At 43.6% G+C, this 22674-nt stretch carries 18 protein-coding genes; 17 read left to right on the top strand and 1 reads right to left on the bottom strand.

Features of this window, described 5'->3' with window-relative positions; all coding sequences use genetic code 11:
* Positions 1-8 precede the first annotated feature (8 nt).
* The 7 genes from N1I80_RS18360 (at position 9) to N1I80_RS18330 (ending at position 12736) form a co-directional block, all read left to right on the top strand.
* On the top strand, positions 9-1145 hold the full coding sequence (locus N1I80_RS18360) for an acyl-CoA dehydrogenase (RefSeq protein ID WP_340739281.1): 1137 nt from the start codon (positions 9-11) through the stop codon (positions 1143-1145).
* A 26-nt stretch (positions 1146-1171) separates the two neighbouring features.
* On the top strand, positions 1172-2311 hold the full coding sequence (locus N1I80_RS18355) for an acyl-CoA dehydrogenase (RefSeq protein ID WP_340739280.1): 1140 nt from the start codon (positions 1172-1174) through the stop codon (positions 2309-2311).
* Positions 2312-2326: 15 nt separating this feature from the next.
* Entirely contained in the window at positions 2327-2950 is a 624-nt protein-coding gene (locus N1I80_RS18350) for a TetR/AcrR family transcriptional regulator (protein ID WP_340739279.1), read from the top strand.
* A gap of 28 nt (positions 2951-2978) precedes the next feature.
* Positions 2979-6236: a fused isobutyryl-CoA mutase/GTPase IcmF gene (gene icmF, locus N1I80_RS18345; protein WP_340739278.1), complete on the top strand. Its 3258-nt coding sequence runs from the start codon at positions 2979-2981 to the stop codon at positions 6234-6236.
* Between the two features lie 415 nt (positions 6237-6651).
* Positions 6652-9708, top strand: a complete 3057-nt coding sequence (locus tag N1I80_RS18340; protein ID WP_340739277.1) for a hybrid sensor histidine kinase/response regulator — start codon at positions 6652-6654, stop codon at positions 9706-9708.
* Between the two features lie 716 nt (positions 9709-10424).
* Positions 10425-10997, top strand: coding sequence for a DNA-directed RNA polymerase subunit delta (gene rpoE / locus N1I80_RS18335; RefSeq protein ID WP_340739276.1), 573 nt, complete (start codon positions 10425-10427; stop codon positions 10995-10997).
* 155 nt (positions 10998-11152) lie between these two features.
* On the top strand, positions 11153-12736 hold the full coding sequence (locus tag N1I80_RS18330) for a CTP synthase (protein ID WP_340739275.1): 1584 nt from the start codon (positions 11153-11155) through the stop codon (positions 12734-12736).
* Between the two features lie 150 nt (positions 12737-12886).
* On the opposite strand, the gene N1I80_RS18325 is transcribed toward N1I80_RS18330, so the two are convergent.
* A complete protein-coding gene (locus N1I80_RS18325) occupies positions 12887-13405 on the bottom strand; it encodes a DUF2529 family protein (RefSeq protein WP_340739274.1) in 519 nt (172 codons plus the stop codon).
* Between the two features lie 153 nt (positions 13406-13558).
* Between N1I80_RS18325 and N1I80_RS18320 the strand changes: the two genes are divergently transcribed.
* The 10 genes from N1I80_RS18320 to prmC all read left to right on the top strand — a co-directional run bounded on the left by N1I80_RS18320 (position 13559) and on the right by prmC (position 22649).
* Positions 13559-13918, top strand: coding sequence for a response regulator (locus tag N1I80_RS18320; RefSeq protein ID WP_340739273.1), 360 nt, complete (start codon positions 13559-13561; stop codon positions 13916-13918).
* A gap of 99 nt (positions 13919-14017) precedes the next feature.
* On the top strand, positions 14018-14875 hold the full coding sequence (locus N1I80_RS18315) for a class II fructose-bisphosphate aldolase (RefSeq protein ID WP_340739272.1): 858 nt from the start codon (positions 14018-14020) through the stop codon (positions 14873-14875).
* 103 nt (positions 14876-14978) lie between these two features.
* A complete protein-coding gene (gene fsa, locus N1I80_RS18310; protein ID WP_340739271.1) occupies positions 14979-15626 on the top strand; it encodes a fructose-6-phosphate aldolase in 648 nt (215 codons plus the stop codon).
* A 19-nt stretch (positions 15627-15645) separates the two neighbouring features.
* Positions 15646-16923 carry a UDP-N-acetylglucosamine 1-carboxyvinyltransferase gene (locus tag N1I80_RS18305; protein WP_340739270.1) on the top strand — a complete coding sequence of 426 codons (1278 nt, stop codon included), beginning with the start codon at positions 15646-15648 and terminating at the stop codon, positions 16921-16923.
* 88 nt (positions 16924-17011) lie between these two features.
* Entirely contained in the window at positions 17012-17977 is a 966-nt protein-coding gene (gene glpX, locus N1I80_RS18300; RefSeq protein WP_340739269.1) for a class II fructose-bisphosphatase, read from the top strand.
* Between the two features lie 106 nt (positions 17978-18083).
* Positions 18084-19367 (top strand): transcription termination factor Rho, encoded by a 1284-nt coding sequence (rho, locus tag N1I80_RS18295; RefSeq protein ID WP_340739268.1) that lies wholly within the window; start codon positions 18084-18086, stop codon positions 19365-19367.
* A gap of 156 nt (positions 19368-19523) precedes the next feature.
* Positions 19524-19745 (top strand): 50S ribosomal protein L31, encoded by a 222-nt coding sequence (gene rpmE / locus N1I80_RS18290; protein WP_340739267.1) that lies wholly within the window; start codon positions 19524-19526, stop codon positions 19743-19745.
* Positions 19746-19932: 187 nt separating this feature from the next.
* Positions 19933-20538 (top strand): thymidine kinase, encoded by a 606-nt coding sequence (locus N1I80_RS18285; RefSeq protein WP_340739266.1) that lies wholly within the window; start codon positions 19933-19935, stop codon positions 20536-20538.
* 187 nt (positions 20539-20725) lie between these two features.
* The gene (gene prfA, locus N1I80_RS18280) at positions 20726-21802 is read left to right on the top strand and encodes a peptide chain release factor 1 (protein WP_340739265.1); all 1077 of its coding nucleotides are present in this window, start codon (positions 20726-20728) and stop codon (positions 21800-21802) included.
* Complete coding sequence (gene prmC / locus N1I80_RS18275; RefSeq protein WP_340739264.1) at positions 21795-22649, top strand: peptide chain release factor N(5)-glutamine methyltransferase; 855 nt, start codon at positions 21795-21797, stop codon at positions 22647-22649. The genes prfA and prmC overlap by 8 nt, the downstream gene beginning before the upstream one ends.
* The last annotated feature ends 25 nt before the right edge of the window (positions 22650-22674 follow it).

The following is a 22674-nucleotide window of genomic DNA, read 5'->3' as shown; positions in this document are numbered from 1 at the left end:
AAACGATTATGAATTTAACATTCACCGAAGAACAGCAGATGATGCGCGACATGGTCCGCGGCTTTGCGAAGACAGAAATTGAGCCGTTCATTCCACAAATGGAAGCGGGCGAATTTCCGCGTGATATTTTGAAGAAGATGGGTCAGCTTGGTTTAATGGGCATTACGGTTCCAGAAAAATATGGCGGTTCAGGCATGGATTTTGTGTCGTATATTAGCGCAATCCACGAGCTGTCAAAAGTGAGTGCTGTCGTTGGCGTTATTTTGTCTGTTCATACGTCGGTCGGCACGAATCCGATTATGTATTTCGGTAATGATGAACAAAAAGAGCGCTATTTGCCGAGATTGGCAAGCGGAGAATATCTCGGTGCATTTTGTTTAACAGAAGCATCCTCTGGGTCTGATGCCGGTTCACTGAAAACGCGAGCCGTGAAAAAAGACGATCACTATGTGTTAAACGGTTCCAAAATGTTCATTACCAACGGTGGGGAAGCGGATGTGTACATTGTGTTCGCATCTACAGACCCTGCACAGGGAACATACGGAATTACAGCCTTTATTGTCGATAAAGATACGCCGGGCTTAATTATCGGCAAAGATGAACAAAAAATGGGGCTTCACGGCTCTCGTACAGTCGAGCTATCGTTTGATAATATGACAGTACCTGCCCGTAATCGTCTCGGAGAAGAAGGCGAAGGGTTTAAAATTGCGATGGCCAATTTGGACGTTGGCCGGATTGGTATCGCGGCACAGGCACTTGGTATTGCAGAAGCAGCACTGGAAGCAGCGACGGGCTATGCGAAAGAACGCGTGCAGTTCGGCAAGCCGATTGCAGCTCAGCAAGGCGTAGGATTCAAATTAGCAGATATGGCAACCGCTGTCGAAGCGGCAAAATTGCTCGTGTACCGTGCAGCACAGCTACGCTCAGAGGGACTACCTTGCGGAAAAGAAGCATCCATGGCCAAACTATTCGCATCGAAAGCAGCAGTTGAAGGCTCCATTGAAGCAGTCCAAGTATTCGGTGGCTACGGCTACACCGAGGATTATCCAGTCGAGCGTTATTTCCGCGACGCCAAAGTAACCGAAATTTACGAAGGTACAAGCGAAATTCAACGCATCGTCATTAGTAAACATTTGATAAAATAACAACATATAAAACAGGGGGAACTAACATGAATTTCAAACTATCCGAAGAGCATGAAATGATCCGCAAAATGGTCCGTGACTTTGCCGAAAACGAAGTAGCACCAACAGCTGCAGAGCGTGATGAAGAAGAACGCTTTGACATGGATATCTTCAAAAAGATGGCAGAACTCGGCCTAACAGGTATTCCTTGGCCAGAAGAGTACGGCGGCATCGGCAGTGACTATCTGGCCTACGTCATCGCAGTAGAAGAACTATCACGCGTCTGCGCTTCAACAGGTGTGACACTTTCTGCCCACACATCACTAGCAGGCTGGCCGGTATTTAAATACGGCACAGAAGAACAAAAACAGAAGTACCTTCGTCCGATGGCAGAAGGTACAAAAATTGGTGCGTATGGCTTAACAGAGCCAAGTTCTGGTTCGGACGCTGGTGGTATGCGTACATCCGCAAAACTAGACGGCGACGATTACGTCTTGAATGGTTCAAAAATCTTTATCACAAACGGTGGAATTGCCGACACATACATCGTTTTCGCAGTCACTGATCCAGAATCAAAACATAAAGGCACAAGCGCGTTTATCGTTGAAAAAGATTTCCCAGGCTTCTCAGTTGGGAAAAAAGAGAGAAAACTAGGTATTCGTTCATCACCAACGACTGAAATTATGTTCGAAAATTGTCGCGTACCGAAAGAAAACCTTCTAGGTGAAGAAGGAGATGGCTTCATCATCGCCATGAAGACACTTGACGGTGGTCGTAATGGTATCGCTGCACAAGCAGTCGGCATCGCACAAGGGGCACTTGACGCATCTGTTGACTACGCGAAAGAACGCGTGCAATTTGGGAAACCAATCGCTGCCAACCAAGGCATTGGCTTCAAACTAGCAGATATGGCAACAGCAACAGAGGCATCTAGATTATTGACATACCAAGCAGCTTGGTTGGAATCAAATAATTTACCGTATGGCAAAGAGTCTGCAATGGCGAAACTAATGGCTGGAGATACGGCGATGAAGGTGACAACAGATGCGGTCCAAGTATTCGGCGGTTACGGCTATACGAAGGACTATCCGGTTGAACGCTTCATGCGCGACGCGAAAATTACGCAAATTTACGAAGGAACGCAGGAAATTCAACGCCTCGTCATCTCCCGTATGCTAACAAAATGATCGGGGGCAACAGCTATGGAAACGAAGCGTAAAGTAAAATCATCGGTTAAGGATGAAGGCCTCATCGAAAAACGGCGTGAACAGATGATTCAAGGTGCGGTGAAATTGTTCAAGGAAAAAGGATTTCATCGCGCAACAACCCGTGAAATTGCCAAGGAAGCGGGCTTTAGCATCGGGACTCTTTATGAATATATCCGAACGAAGGAAGACGTACTCTATCTTGTTTGCGATAGTATTTACAATGAAGTGCATAATCGACTATCTACGCTTCCTGCTCAGGAAGGGACGATTGATGGACTACGTCTAGCGATTGACCAATACTTCCACTTGATTGACGATATGTCCGATGAATTTCTCGTCATGTATCAAGAATCAAAATCATTGCCGAAGGACGCTTTGAAATATGTAATAACAAAAGAAATGGAAATGGTTGCACTGTTTGAAAATCTGCTACAAGCCTGTGTGGAATCGGGGGATTTACGTATAGCGCAAGCAGATATTAGCCTGGCGGCACACCATGTCGTTGTACAAGGACAAATGTGGGCATTCCGCAGATGGGCATTGCAAAAAAATCATACAATTGAAGACTATATTCGTATTCAGACGGATCAGCTTTTCAAAGGGCTTGTGGGGGAGTAAGTAGAGTACCGAAAAAGGGGTGTTTTTTATGGCTACAGTTGAGATCTATAAACCGAAACATCATATCCGGTTCGTCACGGCATCCAGTCTTTTTGACGGCCATGACGCGTCAATCAATATTATGCGTCGTATTTTGCAATCCAGTGGCGCTGAAGTGATTCATTTGGGGCATAATCGTTCTGTCGAGGAAGTCGTCAACGCCGCCATTCAAGAAGACGTGCAAGGCATTGCGATTTCCTCCTACCAAGGTGGTCATGTTGAATACTTTAAATATATGTATGACCTATTGCAGGAAAAAGGTGCGCCACATATTCGTATTTACGGTGGAGGCGGCGGAGTTATTATTCCGAAGGAAATCAAAGACCTACATGACCATGGGATTGCCTGGATTTTCTCACCTGAAGACGGTCGCAAGATGGGGTTACAAGGTATGATTAATCGTATGTTGGAGGAATGTGATTTTCTGACGGAAGTTGACGATGAACTAGGGCAACTTGAAACAGTAACGCCGGAAACACCGGAAGTGCTCGCCAACCTCATTACGTATGCAGAAGAAATATATGATCAGAATGATGCGAAGGCGAATGCGTTAATCACACAGGCACGTGCGCTAACTAAAAACACGCCTGTTCTTGGAATTACAGGTACGGGTGGTGCGGGGAAAAGCTCGCTGACGGATGAGTTAATTAGACGTTTTTTACGAGAACTACCCGATAAGAAAGTGGCCATTCTGTCGATTGACCCGACAAAACAGAAAACAGGCGGTGCATTGCTAGGTGACCGTATTCGCATGAATGCGATTTTTAACAACCGTGTATTCATGCGCAGCCTCGCAACACGCGGTTCTCGAACTGAACTTTCCGGTGCCATCAAGGACGTGCTCGATATTGTTAAAACAGTCGGTTTCGATTTAATCATTGTCGAAACAAGTGGAATCGGGCAAGGGGATGCGGAAATTACAGAAGTATCCGATGCTTCGATGTACGTTATGACAAGTGAATTTGGTGCGCCGACACAACTCGAGAAAATTGACATGATAGACTTCGCAGACCTCATTGTTATCAATAAATTCGAAAGAAAAGGCTCCGAAGACGCACTTCGTCAAGTGCAAAAGCAGTATCAGCGCAGTCATCTATTATGGGATAAAGACATAGCCGATATGCCTGTTTATGGTACAATCGCCAGCCAGTTCAATGACAAAGGAACGAACGCCTTATTTGCCGCGCTTGTCACCGTGTTGAATGAAAAATGTGGATTGGACTGGGAAACATCCTATGGTCAATTCGTCAAAACGCAAAAACAGAATGTCATTATTCCGAATGACCGTCATCATTACTTGCGTGAAATTGCCAGCACGGTACGCGATTATCATAAGAAATCGGAACAACAAGTTGAGCTTGCCCGTCGCCTATTCCAGCTTGAAGGGGCTATGGAAGTTGTCAATGAGCAAGCGCCGAATGATGCACTTACTGCATCGCTTCAATCACTTGTAGACGGTGTGCGTGAAGAGATGACAGCTGAATCGAAACGTATTTTGGCGAATTGGGAACAGTTAAAAGAGGCGTATGCCGGAGATGAATTCATTACGAAAATTCGTGATAAAGAACTACGCACAGCTTTAACAACTACCAGCCTTTCTGGTTTAAAAATACCGAAAGTGTCCCTGCCGAAATTCAAGGATTACGGGGAAATTCTACGTTGGGTTTATAAAGAAAATGTACCTGGTTCCTATCCATATACGGCTGGTGTTTTCCCGTTTAAACGAGAAGGGGAAGATCCAAAACGCCAATTTGCTGGCGAAGGAACACCAGAACGGACGAATCGTCGTTTCCATTACTTGTCGAAAGACGACGATGCCAAACGCTTATCGACGGCATTCGACTCTGTTACGTTATACGGGGAAGACCCGGATGAGCGCCCAGACATTTATGGCAAAGTCGGGGAGTCAGGCGTTAGTATTTGTACACTTGAAGATATGAAAAAGCTCTATGCAGGCTTCGATTTATGCGCACCATCGACATCAGTATCGATGACGATTAATGGTCCAGCTCCTATTATTTTGGCGATGTTCATGAACACGGCAATTGATCAGCAAGTTCGCATCAAGGAAGAAGCGCTAGGGCGCACACTGACAATGGAAGAATTCACAGAACTACGTGCGGCGACACTACAAGTTGTGCGTGGGACCGTTCAAGCAGATATACTGAAAGAAGATCAAGGTCAAAACACCTGTATTTTCTCAACAGAATTTGCGCTACGCATGATGGGCGATATTCAGCAGTACTTCATCGACCAACAAGTCCGTAATTACTACTCTGTGTCGATTTCTGGTTATCATATTGCCGAAGCGGGCGCGAATCCGATTTCACAGCTCGCTTTTACACTGGCAAACGGTTTCACCTATATTGAGTATTATTTAAGCCGCGGCATGAATATTGATGATTTTGCGCCGAACTTGTCGTTCTTCTTCTCGAACGGCCTTGATCCGGAATATACGGTAATTGGGCGAGTCGCTCGCCGCATTTGGGCAGTAACGATGCGTGATAAATACGGTGCTAACGAACGCAGCCAGAAGTTGAAATACCACGTACAAACATCAGGGCGTAGTTTGCACGCACAGGAAATCGATTTCAACGATATTCGTACGACGTTGCAGGCGCTAATGGCGTTACAGGATAACTGTAACTCACTTCATACAAACGCTTATGACGAAGCCATCACAACGCCAACAGAGGAATCTGTTCGCCGTGCAATGGCGATTCAAATGATTATTACAAAAGAGCTTGGCCTTGCAAAAAATGAAAACCCGCTTCAAGGGACATTCATCATTGAAGAATTGACGGATCTCGTCGAAGAATCCGTACTCCAAGAATTCGACCGCCTCAATGACCGCGGCGGCGTACTTGGCTCAATGGAAACACAGTACCAACGTGGTAAAATCCAAGAGGAATCCATGCACTACGAAATGCTGAAGCATACGGGGGAACTGCCGATTATTGGTGTCAATACCTATTTGAATCCTAACCCGCCGTCTGCAGACGATATCGATAACATGGAGCTGGCACGCGCAACACAACAAGAAAAAGAAACACAAATCACCAACCTACGTGCTTTCCAAGCTACACATGCTAGTCAAACAGTGGAAGCATTGAACAAGCTAACAGACGTAGCGGTTTCAGGCGGCAACATTTTCGCAGAACTAATGGAAACCGTAAAAGTAGCAAGCCTCGGGCAAATTACCAACGCTCTTTACGAAGTTGGCGGACAGTACCGCAGAAATATGTAATAAAATCCACGGAGATTGCGAACTCTCCGTGGATTTTTGTGATTGAGAGAAATGTAAGAATTAAAATCAGTCAGCCATTTGCCGACTGGTTTTGTTTTTGCCCAATCTAGGAGGATTTTAAGAAAGTTGTAAGAGCCATTTAGTATGGTATTGGTGACATTAAAGTGAATGTCCAATCGATCTTGGATCTATTTAACAAGAATATCATGTCTGAATCATCAGATTTATGTGAGTATTAGCGTAGGAATGAGTATGTATCCCAATCATAGTACGGATCAGATATGTACAACCTATTCAGCGAAGCGTACAATCGAATGAAGAGAAAAATATGATAAGTAGCTGAATATTCGCTGGAGGGGGAAAGAAGTATGCAACAAGCAAGTGCCTGCTTTCGCCAAGGGCGGAGTCAACGGGTATGAGTAAGAAAAAAACGATTGTCATTGTCGTGATGTTTGCCTGTCTGCTGCTCAGTTTTCGTTTGCTCTGGATCAATCAAAATCTTACAGTAGATTATCCTTTGGCAGAAAAGGGGATTTTAGATCTCAGGGGGACGGAATTACAGGATGATAAAAGCATCACGCTAAATGGGGAATGGCTCTTTTATCGTGAGCAATTAGTGGACCCGCAAAAAATGGATGCTCAACAATCAGGCCTAGAGCCATTTGAAATAACCGTTCCTGGAGACTGGCGGAAAAGCGTATCCCATGATGAAAATTCGTCGTACGGATATGGAACGTATCGACTTCGTATTTTATTGGATGAACACGCTAAACAGTATACCTTAAACTTTAAAGAAATAAGGTCGAGTGCGACTATTTTTATAAATGGTGAACACATCGCTAGTATGGGGCAGGTGGCTGAAACCGAGGAAGCGTCTATCCCAGATTATCGTCCATTTGAAGTAACAATGGATGGACAGCTAAAAGAAATTGACCTGATGATTCAAGTTTCAAATTATGAATCTAGCCGTTCAGGTGGAATTGTGAAATCGATTATATTTGGGACATCCACTGCGACGCAAAAAGATCAGCACCTCTCATTTATGATGCAATTCATGGTAGCGACGATCCTATTGCTGCATGGTATTTATGCATTCGCCATCTTTTTATTATTTGGTAGAAAGAGAGAGTTGATTTATCTCTCTATTGCATTTATTTCTGCAACTGTTTCCGTTCTTGTAGATGACGATAAACTATTACTTTACTTACTACCATCTATTGATTGGACGATTTGGAAAAAACTACTTCACTTGTCGTATGCGAGTAGTGCGTTTTTTATGATGCAATTTTGTAAACCGATTATACTTAGAAGTTCAATACATAAAAAGGGGATAGATTTACTATTCAAGCTACTAACTACTTTTTATTCGTTGTACATTGTATGCGTCCTGCTTGATGTTAAGATAATCATTGCTCCGCTTTTTTCAGTTATTATGCTCACTATCCCGGTATTGATTCCTCTGTTGACACTGAGACTAGTAACGATGGTGGGGAAGCCCGAAGTCATCTATTTACTTCTTGCTACTACCAGTATTGCTTCCAGTGCTATATGGGGATCTGCTAAAAGTAGATTATACGCTTCATTTCCTTACTATCCGTTTGACATCATCATTGGTGTAATTTTTTTCGCGATATTTTGGTTCAAACGCTTTTTCCAAGTGACGGATGAAAGTAAGGAATTGACTGTGAAATTGCAAAAAGAGATCCAACAAAAGGATGATTTTCTTGCCAATACATCGCATGAATTAAGAAATCCGCTTCATGGAATTATGAATATTTCCCAAACTATTTATGATAGTGAGAAGGATCATCTGACTGAAGAAAGTAAGAAAAACTTACAGATTGTCATGACAGTCGGGCGGCGTATGTCGATGATTCTGAATGATCTCTTGGATATCAAAAAACTCAACGAGAATCGAATTAGCTTACAGGTTAGGGAAGTAGATCTAACATCGGTGGTAGCTGGTGTCTTTGATACGCTTCGTTTTATGAGGGAAGGAAAATGTATTACATTTGTCCAAAAGATTCCTGAGATGTTTCCAAAGGTAGTGGCGGATGAAAACCGTCTATTCCAAATTCTATTCAATTTGGTGCATAACGCGGTGAAGTATACGGCTGAGGGAGAAATCATTGTTTCGGCTGAAGTAAGAAATGGTCAGGCCTTGATTTATGTGCAGGATCAGGGGATTGGAATGGATGAGGAAACCGTGAAGCATATTTTCCAGCCTTATGAGCGGGCGGACTCTGAAATGACTGCAATTGCGGGTGGAATCGGACTTGGGTTGAGTATTTGCATGCAGTTAGTTCAATTGCATGGAGGCTCTCTATCCGTCACGTCAATCGTAGGGAAGGGGTCTACCTTTACTTTCACGCTTCCGATAGCGGAACGTCAACTGGCATTGGGAGCTTCTCGTCCTGAAGCAGTCAAAAATGTGGAATTAGTGCATGTGAAAAGCAATTCCAAAGTTTACGTGAATAAGGGACAACCCCGACTTCTAGTTGTAGATGATGATCCGCTTAATTTGTCGATTGTGGAGCAGATTTTGTCGGCAGAACAATATGACGTTGTCACCTGTACGAGTGGCAAGGAGGCATTGGTTTTATTGGATAAGGAGAGATGGGATCTCGTTATTTCTGATGTCATGATGCCACATATGTCAGGCTATGAATTGACGCGGAAAATTCGAGAGAGGTTTACTTTGTCGGAATTGCCTATTTTGCTGTTGACTGCGCGGAGTCAATTGGAGGATATTCAAACAGGGTTTATGAGTGGTGCGAATGACTATGTCACAAAGCCTGTAGAAAAACTTGAATTGATCACAAGGGTGAGAGCGCTAACGGATTTGAAAGCATCGATTCATGAAAGAGTACGAATGGAGGCGGCTTGGCTGCAAGCGCAAATCCGACCTCATTTTCTATTCAATACGTTAAATACGATTGCAGCGCTTAGTGAGTTAGATACATCAAAAGTGACGAAAATGCTAGACGAGTTCGGAAATTATTTACAAGCGAGTTTTACTACCCGAAATTTGGATCCACTGGTTTCCTTAGCAAAGGAACTTGAATTGGTACGATCGTATGTATTTATCGAACAACAGCGTTTTGGTGATCGATTGCATGTAGAATGGGAAATTGGTGAGATGCCGAATGTAGAAGTTCCACCGCTGACGATTCAGACACTTGTAGAAAATGCCATCAATCACGGAGTGTTAAAACGCCGCGATGGTGGGACGGTTCGACTTCAACTTTTCGAATGGCAAGAATACGTCGATATTTCAATTATGGATAATGGAGTAGGAATTTCGGAAGAAAGATTAAAGAGGCTGTTAACCAATGAAACGGAGGGGCAGCGTGGGATTGGTTTGTTAAATACCGATAAGCGGTTAAAGCAGCAATTCGGACGTGGATTGGCTATTATAAGTAAGCTAGATGAAGGAACTACCGTTACGTTTCGTGTTCCGAAAGTCGAATAATGCAAAGGACTGCTGACTGGTCATTTTGACTTTTTGAGCAGTCCTTATGTATTTATGGGGCATGTAAAATGGATTCATAGAGCATGTTCGTAGCAGGCTCAAGTATCCCAAGCGCCAAAGCATGTTCAAAAAATCATCCATTACAACTTTCAAAGTGAAATATTTCTAGAAGGCAAATCGAAAAACGTGACATACTTTACCTTTATTTCCTATACTATAAGTAATGACGCAATAGGGGGGTCTGCATGTATAGGTTGAAGCACTTCATCATTATTATTATAATTATCTTCCTTATTTATTTTCTCTATGATGACGGCCTAGGCGCCATTCCTTTCCTCTTAGCAGCCATCTATTTGTGCTGGATTGTCGTAAAAGAACTTAAAAGCTTGAGAAAGAGTAAAAGAATGTAGCATATTTCAGCTTTCATTGTATATAATGGTATGTATGTTTATATTCATTCAGCGGGGCACCCGCTGAATGAATATAAAGCCTCCGGCGGATGTCGCGGATTTTTAGGGGAGCTTTTTTAGGAAAAGTGTAGAATGCCGTCTAGCCTCGATAGGCGTTGGAGGGCTTACCGCAAAAGGTGTGCTTTTCACCTTTTCGGAAAGACCGAAACGACCCGAGAGGCTGGCATTCGGAAACTGGACAAGAGCTCGCTCGAAAAAAATCCGGACGCAATTACGCCGGGCGTAATTGATTTGTAGAGAAAGGACGTGCGTCTATTGAATATTCGTGAAATGACAAAAGAACAACTATCGGAAGAATCGATGATTAATATCGCCTATGCGATTTTGACTGAAAGACATGAACCACTTACCCTCCAACAGCTGATGGATGAAATTCGTAAGCTCACAGGTATAAGCGAAAAGAAGATGAAGGAAAAATTGCAACAATTTTATACCGACATGAACATTGATGGAAGGTTCCTTGCCATCAACGACAACCGTTGGGGTCTTCGTGAATGGTATCCAGTTGATCAGATTGAAGAAGAAACAGCTCCAGTCGTTAAAGTCCGCAAGAAGAAAAAGAAAAAAGCAGTATTGGATGACGATGAGGAAGAGGACGAAGAAGATGACGATGAGGACGAGCTATTCGACGAGGAATTCGATGAGCTAATTGATGACGATGAGGAAGATGATGAGGACGAGGACGAAGAAGAAATCGTAGAAATCGAAGTGGATCTACTTGAGCCTGACGATGACCTTGAAATCATTCCTGATGATGAAGACATAGAACTTGATGAAGAAGATGAAGAAGAAGAGGACGAGGAAGAAATTGAAGAATAAGTACTTGACTTCATGCGTCTAACACTATAAGATTTTACTGGGCTCCTTAAAAAGGACACAAGAAACCAGTGCATATGCGCTCCTCCTGTAGATTATATCTATAGATGGAGCGCTTTTTAATTTTTTCATTAAATAAGTGAACGGAGGAGTTTGACATGACAAAATATATTTTTGTAACCGGTGGTGTCGTATCATCACTCGGTAAAGGCATTAACGCAGCATCACTTGGACGGTTATTGAAAAGCCGAGGCCTTCAGGTGACGATGCAAAAGTTCGATCCATACATTAACCTAGACCCAAGAATGATGAGTCCTCTGCAGCATGGTGAAGTATTCGTCACAGAAGATGGTGCAGAAACAGATCTTGACCTCGGCCATTACGAGCGTTTTATCGACATTAAATTGAACAAGTATTCGAATGTTACAATGGGGAAAGTCTATTCCTCTGTATTGAAAAAAGAACGCCGTGGCGAATATAATGGGGCGACAGTTCAAGTTATCCCTCATATTACCAATGAAATCAAAAGCCTCATCAAACGCGCTGGAAAAGAAACGAACGCAGACGTTGTTATTACTGAAATTGGCGGCAGTGTTGGCGATATCGAATCACTTCCATACCTTGAAGCACTTCGTCAGATGAAAACAGATCTTGGGAAAAATGATGTCATGTATATCCATAACACCCTCATTCCTTATTTACATGCAGCTGGTGAAATGAAGACAAAACCGACACAGCATAGCGTAAAGGAACTTCGAAGCCTTGGGATTCAGCCGAATATGATTGTCGTTCGGAGTGAATATCCAGTGCCACAAGAAATGAAAGACAAAATTGCATTGTTCTGCAATATTAAATCAGAAGAAGTCATCGAAGCACTTGATGCAGAAACATTGTATGAAGTGCCATTAAGATTGCATGAACAAAACATGGATCGAATCGTCGTAGATTTCCTTGGACTTGAGACGAAAGAGCCTGATTTGACAGAAATCGTAGCACTCGTCAATAAGGTGAAATCCTTGTCAAAAACAGTTCGTATTGGAATTGTTGGCAAGTATGTTGAATTGCAGGATGCTTATTTCTCAGCAGTGGAAGCGTTGCGTCATGCAGGGTATGACTTTGATGCGGATATTGAATTTAAGTGGGTTAATTCCGAAGAAGTGACAGCACAAAATGCATCTGAATACCTTGGAGATGTAGAGGGAATCCTTGTACCTGGTGGCTTCGGCGAACGTGGAATTGCTGGTAAAATTGAAGCAATCACATATGCGCGGACAAACCAAGTACCGTTTTTCGGAATTAGTCTTGGAATGCAATTGGCAGCAGTTGAATACGCACGTAATATCATGGGACTGGAAGATGCTCATTCAGCTGAATTCGATAAAGATACAAAATATCGAATTGTCGAATGTCCTGCTGAAAGTGTAGAAGACTATTTCAGATTGGGTATCTATCCATGTAAATTAAAAGAAGGAACAAAAGCGCGTGCAGCTTACGGTGAAGAGTTGATTTACGAACGCCACCGTAATCGCTATGAATTTAATAATGAATACCGTGAGCAATTTGAAGCGGCGGGTATGACACTTTCTGGTATAAGCCCGAACGATGAGCTTGTTGAAATCATCGAATTGGAAGACCACCCATTTTTCATCGGTGTGGCATTCCATCCAGAATTTGCATCACGCCCAACACGTCCACAACCACTAATCCGCGACTTCGTTAAAGCGGCACTTGCCGGAAAGTGAGTAGTAGACATAAAAAATTTAAAAAGCTACATCCAAGCAAAGTTATGCTTGTGATGTAGCTTTTTTCATTGCTTAGGAAGCTATAAAATCTCGTGCTGCGGATAAGTTATGACGTAGAGATTTCATGTTTAGGCTCCAGCGCTTTTGTTCTTAATCCTCGTCAGAAACCATTTCATCATACGCAAGTTTTACCGCTTCATAAACAAACAAAGCAGCAATAGCATGTGGTTGAACAATCCGCTCCCCGTTATCCCCAGGTAACAATCCGCGCGTCAGACCTGTCGATACATACGTATAAGACAAATCTTCAAGTGTGTTCCCTTCACCTGGCTTGTCGGCACTCAACGCAGCGAATGGAATGAAGCGTTCTGCAAGGGATTGTGCTAGACTAAGTACACGCTCGTCCTCTGCTGAATGTGTCAATAACCAGACACGATCCGCTGATTCGATATCCATCCCTTCCACATAGCGAACGGCTCCCTTAAAAGGGTTTACATTAGTTAGCGCAGTTGCTGTCACGGCTCCCATTTCACCAAATCCTGCAATAATTACCCGGCCTTGGCCAATCGTTGCCTGCGCTAGAAGTCGGGCTGTTTCTTCAACAGATTCTTCATTATTAGTAGCTATCCGCTGAAGAAGTCCACCAATTTGTGTCGTCAATATTTTCATAATGATCACCTCTATTCCATTATAAGAAGCGATGACATGGAAAGCAAAATCTCCCCATTACGTAATTGATTTCAAATAAAAGAAGGAAAAAACTTTATTTTGTCAAATAAGTACTAGTACACAAGTGGGTTTAACGGGAAGAAGGGGTAGATATTGAAAAGTTTGTTAATCGTAGATGATCAAACGGGTATCCGTCTCCTCCTAGACGAGGTGTTCCGTCGGGAGGGGTTTGTAACGCGACTCGCTGCTAATGGAATGGAAGCGCTTCAGGCTGTGAAGGATGAAGTGCCAGGCTGTATTCTACTTGACATGAAAATGCCTGGAATAGACGGTGTTGAAGTATTGAAAAGAATAAAAAGTAGTTGGCCGGAAATTCCGGTCATTATGATGACCGCATATGGGGAAATAGAAATGACGGACGATGCGCTGGAAATTGGCGCATTAAAATATTTTACAAAGCCTTTTGATATTTATGAAGTTCGAGACGCCGTCAATGCACTTTTTGAAAATTGACAAATTGGACAGTGGTAAACACTGTTCTTTTTTGTTATGATGATGGTGGTAAAATTAATATTCAATATTCAGTTCGATTTTTTTGGAGGAGGAATTTATATGGCGTTGGAATCGATGAAAGATATGATGATTAAAGGGAAAAAAGAAGGGTATGCAATCGGTCAGTTCAACCTGAACAACCTTGAATACACACAAGCAATTTTACAAGCTGCACAAGAGGAGCAATCACCAGTTATTTTAGGTGTTTCCGAAGGCGCAGCACGTTACATGGGTGGTTTTACAACTGTCGTTAATATGACGAAAGGTCTTATCCATGATTATAAAATCACTGTCCCAGTTGCGATTCACCTTGACCACGGTTCAAGTTTTGAAAAATGTAAAGAAGCAATTGATGCAGGATTCACATCTGTTATGATTGATGCATCATCAAAATCACTTGCTGAAAACATTGAAATTACGAAAAGCGTTGTTGACTACGCACATGAGCGCGGTGTTTCTGTGGAAGCAGAACTGGGTGTCGTTGGTGGACAAGAAGACGATATCATTGCAGAAGGTGTTATTTATGCAGACCCAGCAGAATGTAAAGAACTTGTTGAAAAAACAGGTATTGATTGCCTAGCACCTGCACTTGGATCAGTTCACGGGCCTTATAAAGGTGAACCGAATCTTGGCTTTAAAGAAATGGAAGAAATTTCAGGCCAATCGGATCTACCACTTGTACTACATGGCGGAACAGGTATCCCAACAAAAGATATCCAACGTTCGATTTCTTTAGGAACAGCTAAAATCAACGTGAACACAGAAAACCAAATTGAAGGTACAAAAGCTGTCCGTGAAGCACTTGCGGCAGATGCTGAAGTATATGATCCACGTAAATACCTTACACCAATGCGCGACGCTATTAAGAAATCGGTGATCGGTAAAATGCGTGAATTTGGTAGTTCACAAAAGGCTTAATAATAGAGTAAGAGTAAAGAGGAGAAGCATTCTTTGTGATGCATTCTCCTCCTTTTCCATTAAAAAGTAGCTATTCAAGACAAAACAAAGGGGGATGTTTAGTATGAAGTTTTTCATTGATACGGCGAATTTTGAAGAGATTAAGGAAGCGCATAGCTGGGGGATTGTATCGGGTGTGACAACAAATCCATCACTCGTTGCAAAAGAGGATGTGCCATTCCATGATCGATTACGTGAAATTTGTGCGCTTGTTCCGGGATCAGTTAGTGCAGAAGTTATAGCACTCGATGCAGAAGGAATGATCCGAGAGGGACGGGAACTTGCAGCAATCTCTCCAAATATTACAGTGAAATTGCCAATGACGCCAGAAGGCTTGAAGGCTTGTTCTGTTTTTTCACAAGAAGGCATTAAAACGAATGTGACACTCATCTTCAGTGCGAACCAGGCACTCCTTGCCGCACGTGCGGGTGCTACGTATGTTTCTCCGTTTCTTGGCAGATTAGATGATATTGGACAAGACGGGATGGCATTAGTATCTACAATTGCAGATATCTTCACAATCCATGACATAAAAACTGAAATTATTGCTGCCTCTATTCGTGGTCCTCAGCATATTACAGATGCTGCACTAAGCGGTGCACATATTGCAACAACACCATTTAATGTATTAAAACAATTATTTAATCATCCATTGACTGATAAAGGAATCGAAGCATTCCTTGCAGACTGGGAAGCAAGAAAGAACAAGTGACGTACTGAAGGAGAGTAATATGGACGTTTACAAAATAACAGGTGGCAAACGATTGCAAGGGACTATCAAAGTCAGTGGAGCAAAAAATAGTGCGGTTGCATTAATACCGGCTTCCATTTTAGCTGATTCTCTTGTAACCATTGAGGGGCTACCGGAAATTTCCGACGTTGTGACGCTTCAAGCTCTACTTGAAGATATTGGTGGAAAAGTCGAGTTTGCTAATGGAACGATGACGATAGATCCAACAGAAATGGTTTCTATGCCGCTTCCGAACGGCAATGTGAAAAAGCTTCGGGCATCGTATTATTTGATGGGTGCCATGCTAGGTAGATTTAAAAATGCAGTCATTGGTCTTCCGGGAGGCTGTCATTTAGGTCCAAGGCCGATTGATCAGCATATTAAAGGCTTTGAAGCACTTGGTGCAAAAGTAACGAACGAACATGGTGCTATCTATTTGCGTGCCGAGGAACTTCGTGGTGCAAAAATCTATTTGGATGTTGTCAGTGTCGGAGCGACCATTAATATCATGCTTGCAGCAGTACTTGCAAAAGGACGTACAACCATTGAGAATGCAGCGAAAGAGCCTGAAATTATCGACGTCGCTACATTACTCTCTAATATGGGTGCGAAAATTAAAGGTGCAGGAACGAATGTGATTCGAATTGATGGTGTGGACAAGCTTCACGGGACAAAGCATACGATCATCCCAGACCGAATTGAAGCGGGGACATTTATGATCATGGCAGCTGTGGCAGGGGATGGAATAACAATCGACAATGTTATTCCATTCCATGTCGAAGCATTGACGGCGAAGCTCCGTGAAATGGGTGTGAACGTTGTCGAGGGCGCGGAACAAATTTATATTCCGAAGTCGAGAAATTTGCAAGCAGTCGATGTGAAAACACTTGTCTATCCAGGTTTTCCAACAGACTTGCAACAGCCGTTCTCTGTGCTGCTAACACAATCAATTGGTTCTTCAATGATTACGGATACAGTATACTCAGCTAGGTTCAAGCATATTGACGAGCTTCGTAGGATGAATGCAGATGGCCGTGTGGAAGGTCGATTAGCAATTCTTGCTGGACCGACACCGTTGCAGGCAGCTACGGTTCGTGCGTCCGACCTTCGTGCTGGCGCCGCACTTGTTATCGCGGGGCTCGTTGCAGATGGTGTAACAGAAGTGCAAGAAATTCAACATATCGAGCGTGGCTATAGTTCACTAATTGAAAAACTTCGAGGACTGGGTGCAGAAATTCATAAAGTAACAATTCCGGAGGAAGTCGTCGTTAGCGAATGAATAGCGTAACACTATAACTATTTATGTTATACTTATTCTGAATCGTAAAACCTACGGGATAACCGTAAAAACGGGAGGAATACAGCCAATGGAACGCAGTTTATCAATGGAATTAGTCCGTGTCACAGAAGCGGCAGCAGTATCAGCGTCACGTTGGATGGGACGCGGTTTGAAAAATGAGGCAGACGATGCTGCAACTACAGCGATGCGTAACGTGTTTGATACGATTCCGATGCAAGGAATTGTTGTGATTGGTGAAGGTGAGATGGACGAAGCACCAATGCTTTATATTGGTGAAGAGTTGGGAACAGGTCAGGGCCCTGAAGTGGATGTCGCTGTCGACCCGCTTGAAGGGACCAATATTGTTGCAGCTGGTGGCTGGAATGCACTTGCAGTCATCGCCATCGCAGATAAAGGCAACTTGCTTCATGCACCGGATATGTACATGGATAAAATTGCGGTTGGTCCAGAAGCGGTTGGTAAAGTCAGTTTAGACTCGACAATAACAGAGAACCTTCTTGCTGTTGCGAAAGCAAAAAACAAGGACATTGGGGATATTGTTGCCACAGTTCTGAACAGAGAACGCCATACTCACATCATTGAAGAAATTCGTGCAGCAGGTGCGCGTATTAAGCTTATCACTGACGGCGATGTGGCAGCTGCCATCAACACTGCGTTTGATGAAACTGGTGTGGACATTATGTTCGGCATTGGCGGTGCGCCAGAAGGTGTTATTGCAGCTGCTGGACTAAAATGTCTTGGCGGCGAACTCCAAGGCAGACTGATGCCGGCTGATGATGAGCAGCGTGAACGTTGTGAAAAAATGGGCATCGATGTTAGCAAAATTTTGTACATGGATGACCTCGTCAAGGGAGACGACGCAATTTTCGCGGCAACTGGCGTGACAGACGGAGAGCTTCTTCGCGGCGTACAGTTTAAAGGTGGCTATAGTGAGACACACTCACTTGTCATGCGTTCAAAATCGGGTACAATTCGATTTGTGGAAGGTCGTCATAGCATGGAGAAAAAACCTCTACTCGTTATGCAAGACTAATGTGAATCAGTGTAATGAATTATAGACCCCATCGCCCGGCCATGCGCCGGGCATCTTCCCTTTGCCTCAAAAAAATACCCATTAACGTAAAGAGTGGTGCCAAAAGATGACAATATTAACAATTTCGACGCTAGAAAATATGACGCTAAAAGAGTTATATGCCCTCGCTAAACAATATAAAATTGCTTATTATGCAAAACTAACAAAAAAAGAATTGATTTTTTCAATATTAAAATCAAGAGCTGAGCAAGAAGGCTTTTTCTTCATGGAAGGTGTCCTTGAAATCATCCAATCAGAAGGCTATGGCTTCCTTCGTCCTATCAACTATTCTCCGAGCTCCGAAGATATTTATATATCTGCCTCACAAATTCGTCGGTTTGATTTGCGAAATGGTGACAAAGTGTCCGGGAAAGTTCGACCGCCGAAAGAATCGGAACGCTATTATGGCTTATTACAAGTAGAGGCTGTCAACGGTGAAGATCCGGAAGTAGCACGTGAGCGAGTGCATTTCCCGGCCCTTACACCACTATATCCAGACCGTCATATCAAACTTGAAGCTGACCCTATGAAGCTATCGACACGGATTATGGATCTCATCTCGCCAGTCGGTTTTGGTCAGCGTGGACTCATTGCGGCGCCTCCAAAAGCAGGGAAAACATTACTGTTGAAGGAAATTGCCAACTCCATAACGACAAATCATCCAGAAGCGGAACTGATTGTCCTCCTCATTGACGAAAGACCTGAAGAGGTAACGGACATCGAGCGGTCGGTCAATGCCGATGTCGTCAGTTCGACATTTGATGAATTACCGGAAAACCATGTCAAGGTGGCAGAGCTTGTATTAGAACGAGCTATGCGATTAGTGGAACATAAACGGGATGTTATTATCCTGATGGACTCCATCACTCGACTTGCACGTGCTTATAACCTTGTGATTCCGACAAGTGGACGTACGTTGTCCGGGGGGATTGACCCGGCTGCTTTCCATCGTCCAAAGCGATTTTTTGGAGCAGCACGTAATCTTGAAGAAGGCGGTAGCTTAACAATTCTAGCGACAGCTTTAATCGACACAGGTTCCCGCATGGACGAAGTCATCTACGAAGAATTCAAAGGGACAGGTAATATGGAGTTGCATCTTGATCGTCATCTTGCGGAACGCCGAATTTTCCCAGCGCTCGATATTCGCCGCTCAGGGACGCGGAAAGAGGAATTACTCATTCCGGCCAGCCAGCTTGAAAAACTATGGGCAATCCGTAAAACATTTTCCGATGCACATGACTTTTCAGAACGTTTCTTAAAGAAACTACGTTTAACAAAAACGAACGAAGAATTTTTCGACAAGTTAAACGAAGAAATGAAAGCCCAGCGTAACGGCAAGGGGTTGTTGTAGAAAGATGTTGCACTTGAAAAAAGAATTTGCTATAATGATTCAGGTATATTAAATACTATCTGTTGCATATGCGGTTGACACATACGGACCGTGTAAGGCAATCAGTCTTATATTATAACTCTGTACCAGATGGTCCAGGGCAAAGGAGAGAACGTAATGAAATCAGGAATTCATCCAGCTTATGACGCATCAACAGTTACTTGTTCATGTGGTAACACATTCACTACAGGTTCTGTAAAAGGGGACATCCGAGTGGAAGTTTGTTCGGAGTGCCACCCATTCTACACTGGACGTCAGAAATTTGCTGCAGCGGACGGCCGTGTCGATCGCTTCAACAAAAAATATGGCCTCAAAGAAGAAGGTCGCGATGAAGAGTAAGCTCTTCACAATACCCGTCAGGTGCAACACGCACCGGGCGGGTATTTCTATTGTCGAAAAACGATCTGTATAACATAGTTTACTAAGAAAAAACAGACGTTAAATTCAAGAGGTTTTCGGGTATGATGAACATTCAAACAACCATACAGAAATGACTATATAACGAAGTATCGAAAGGAGACTATCCATGTATGTAACGATGCAAGGTGGATGGATTGAAGTAATTTGCGGTAGCATGTTTTCAGGGAAATCAGAGGAATTGATTCGACGTGTGAGACGAGCTCAATTCGCCAAGCAAAAAATAGCTGTATTTAAACCAGAAATTGATGATCGCTATAGTGAAGAAGCGGTTGTTAGTCATAATGGAACGACAGTCATTGCGATACCTGTCGCAAGCTCGTCACATATTGAAGAATTTATTGCAGGGGACTATGACGTCATCGCAGTCGATGAAGCTCAATTTTTCGACGATCAGATCGTAGACACAGTCATGAAGCTGGCTGATCGCGGATTTCGTGTCATAATTGCTGGACTCGACCAAGACTTCCGCGGTGAACCATTCGGTCCTATGCCGCGCCTAATGGCCATTGCCGAGCATGTCACAAAACTACAAGCTGTCTGTACAGTATGTGGCTCACCTTCAAGTAGAACACAGCGACTCATTAACGGCATACCCGCTGGCTACGATGATCCGGTCATTCTCGTAGGTGCTGCAGAAGCATACGAACCTAGATGCCGTAAACATCACGAAGTACCTAAAGGTGTTTCTGCTATGGTGGAAGCGCAAGGATAAAGTTGTGATACCCGTCCGTGGAATGTGGACGGGTTTTGTTTTATGGGGATGTTGTTAAGTTCATCGAAAGTGTAATGAACTTCATCTAAATCATCCAGAATCCCATTAACAGAGAAATAACTGTATTTACCCCGCCGTTTCCCGTACAATGAACGTACAAAATAGTCCTGAAAAAGAGGTGCACACAATGTTTGAAAGGCTTCAAGCAGTAGAAGACCGCTACGAGCATTTGAATGAATTGCTCAGTGATCCCGCGGTAGTAAGTGACATCACGAAACTTCGTGATTATTCGAAAGAACAGTCCGGCCTGCAAGAAACGGTTGAAGCATACCGTGACTATAAAAATACAAAAGCAGAATATAAAAATGCCAAGGAAATGCTGAACGAACCGCTCGACGATGACATGAAAGAGCTTGTCAAAATGGAAGTGTCCGAGCTCGAGGAGAAAATCGAGTTGCTCGAAGCGCAGCTGAAAATCCTGTTAGTACCAAAGGATCCGAATGATAGTAAGAACGTCATTATGGAAATCCGTGGGGCGGCCGGTGGCGACGAAGCCGCCTTATTTGCGGGGAATCTATTCCGTATGTATAGCCGCTATGCGGAAATGAACCACTGGAAAACGGAAGTCATCGAATCATCTCCAACGGAACTCGGTGGTTTTAAAGAAATTATTTTCACGATAAACGGCAACGGTGCATATTCAAAACTCAAATTTGAAAATGGTGCACACCGGGTTCAGCGAGTCCCGGAAACTGAGTCAGGCGGAAGAACGCATACATCAACTGCGACTGTCGCAGTCTTACCAGAAGCTGAAGATGTCGATATTGAAATCCTCAAAGAAGATTTGAAAATCGATACGTACCGTTCAAGTGGTGCAGGTGGTCAGCATGTTAACACGACAGACTCTGCTGTTCGTATTACGCACCTACCGACGGGAATCACCGTATCTATGCAAGATGAAAAATCACAAATTAAAAACCGTGAAAAAGCGTTAAAAGTATTAAAAGCTCGTGTCTACGATGCAGCACAACAAGAAGCCCAAGCAGAATATGCTGCGAGCCGAAAGTCGGCAGTTGGAACAGGTGACCGTTCCGAGCGAATACGCACGTATAACTTCCCGCAAAACCGGGTGACGGATCATCGGATTGGTCTAACGATTCAGAAGCTAGACCAAATTATCGAAGGTAAGCTTGATGATGTTATTGATGCACTCATTATGGAAGAACAGGCCTATCGCCTTGAAAGTTTGGATCGCCATGACTGAAAAAATCTATGAAGCTCTGGGGCGGGCTTCTTCTTTATTGGAGGAAAAAGGGTTGGAGCCGCATGCAGCGCAAATGCTCATGGAATTCATCACGAAAAAATCCAGAGCGACCTTGTTTGCCGATGTCCGCGAACCGCTAACTGAGCAGCAGCACGAGCAATTTTGGGCTAAAGCTACGGAACTACTCGAAGGAAGACCGGTTCAATATGTCATCGGCGAAGAGAGTTTTTACGGCTATCCATTTAAAGTAGATAATAGCGTTCTTATTCCGCGCCCGGAGACAGAGGAACTTGTTTATGGTGCACTGGAACGTGGTCGAAAACTATTCCCGAACAAATTGATTACCGTCGCGGATATTGGAACGGGGAGTGGGGCTATCGCAGTGTCATTCAAAAAAGAATGGCCTGAATCTAGCGTCACTGCGACGGATATTAGTGAAGGTGCACTGACGATTGCCCGGCATAATGCAATGACGAACGGTGCTGACATCGATTTTCGCCAAGGTGATTTGACTGCACCCATCGCACATGAAAAATGGGATATCGTCTTATCGAATCCGCCTTATATTGCGCATGCCGAAGCTGAATTGATGTCAGGCGCTGTCCTGGACCACGAGCCGCACAATGCTTTATTCGCAGAGGAAGACGGACTCTACTTTTACCGTAAGCTCGCAGAAGATTTACCAGCACTTATGAACAAGTCATTCCTCATCGCAGTTGAAATCGGCTATCTACAGGGGCCGGCTGTGCATAAATTATTCCAAGAGGCATTCCCAACTGCACTTGTGGAAACGGTAAAAGATATCAACGGGAAAGACAGAATAATATTTTGTGAGACTTGTGAATAAACAACCTCCTAACCGGTAATAATGC

Source organism: Sporosarcina sp. FSL K6-3457 (genome assembly GCF_038007285.1).
In the GTDB taxonomy this organism is placed as follows: domain Bacteria; phylum Bacillota; class Bacilli; order Bacillales_A; family Planococcaceae; genus Sporosarcina.
This window is presented reverse-complemented; position numbering and strand designations above follow the sequence as displayed.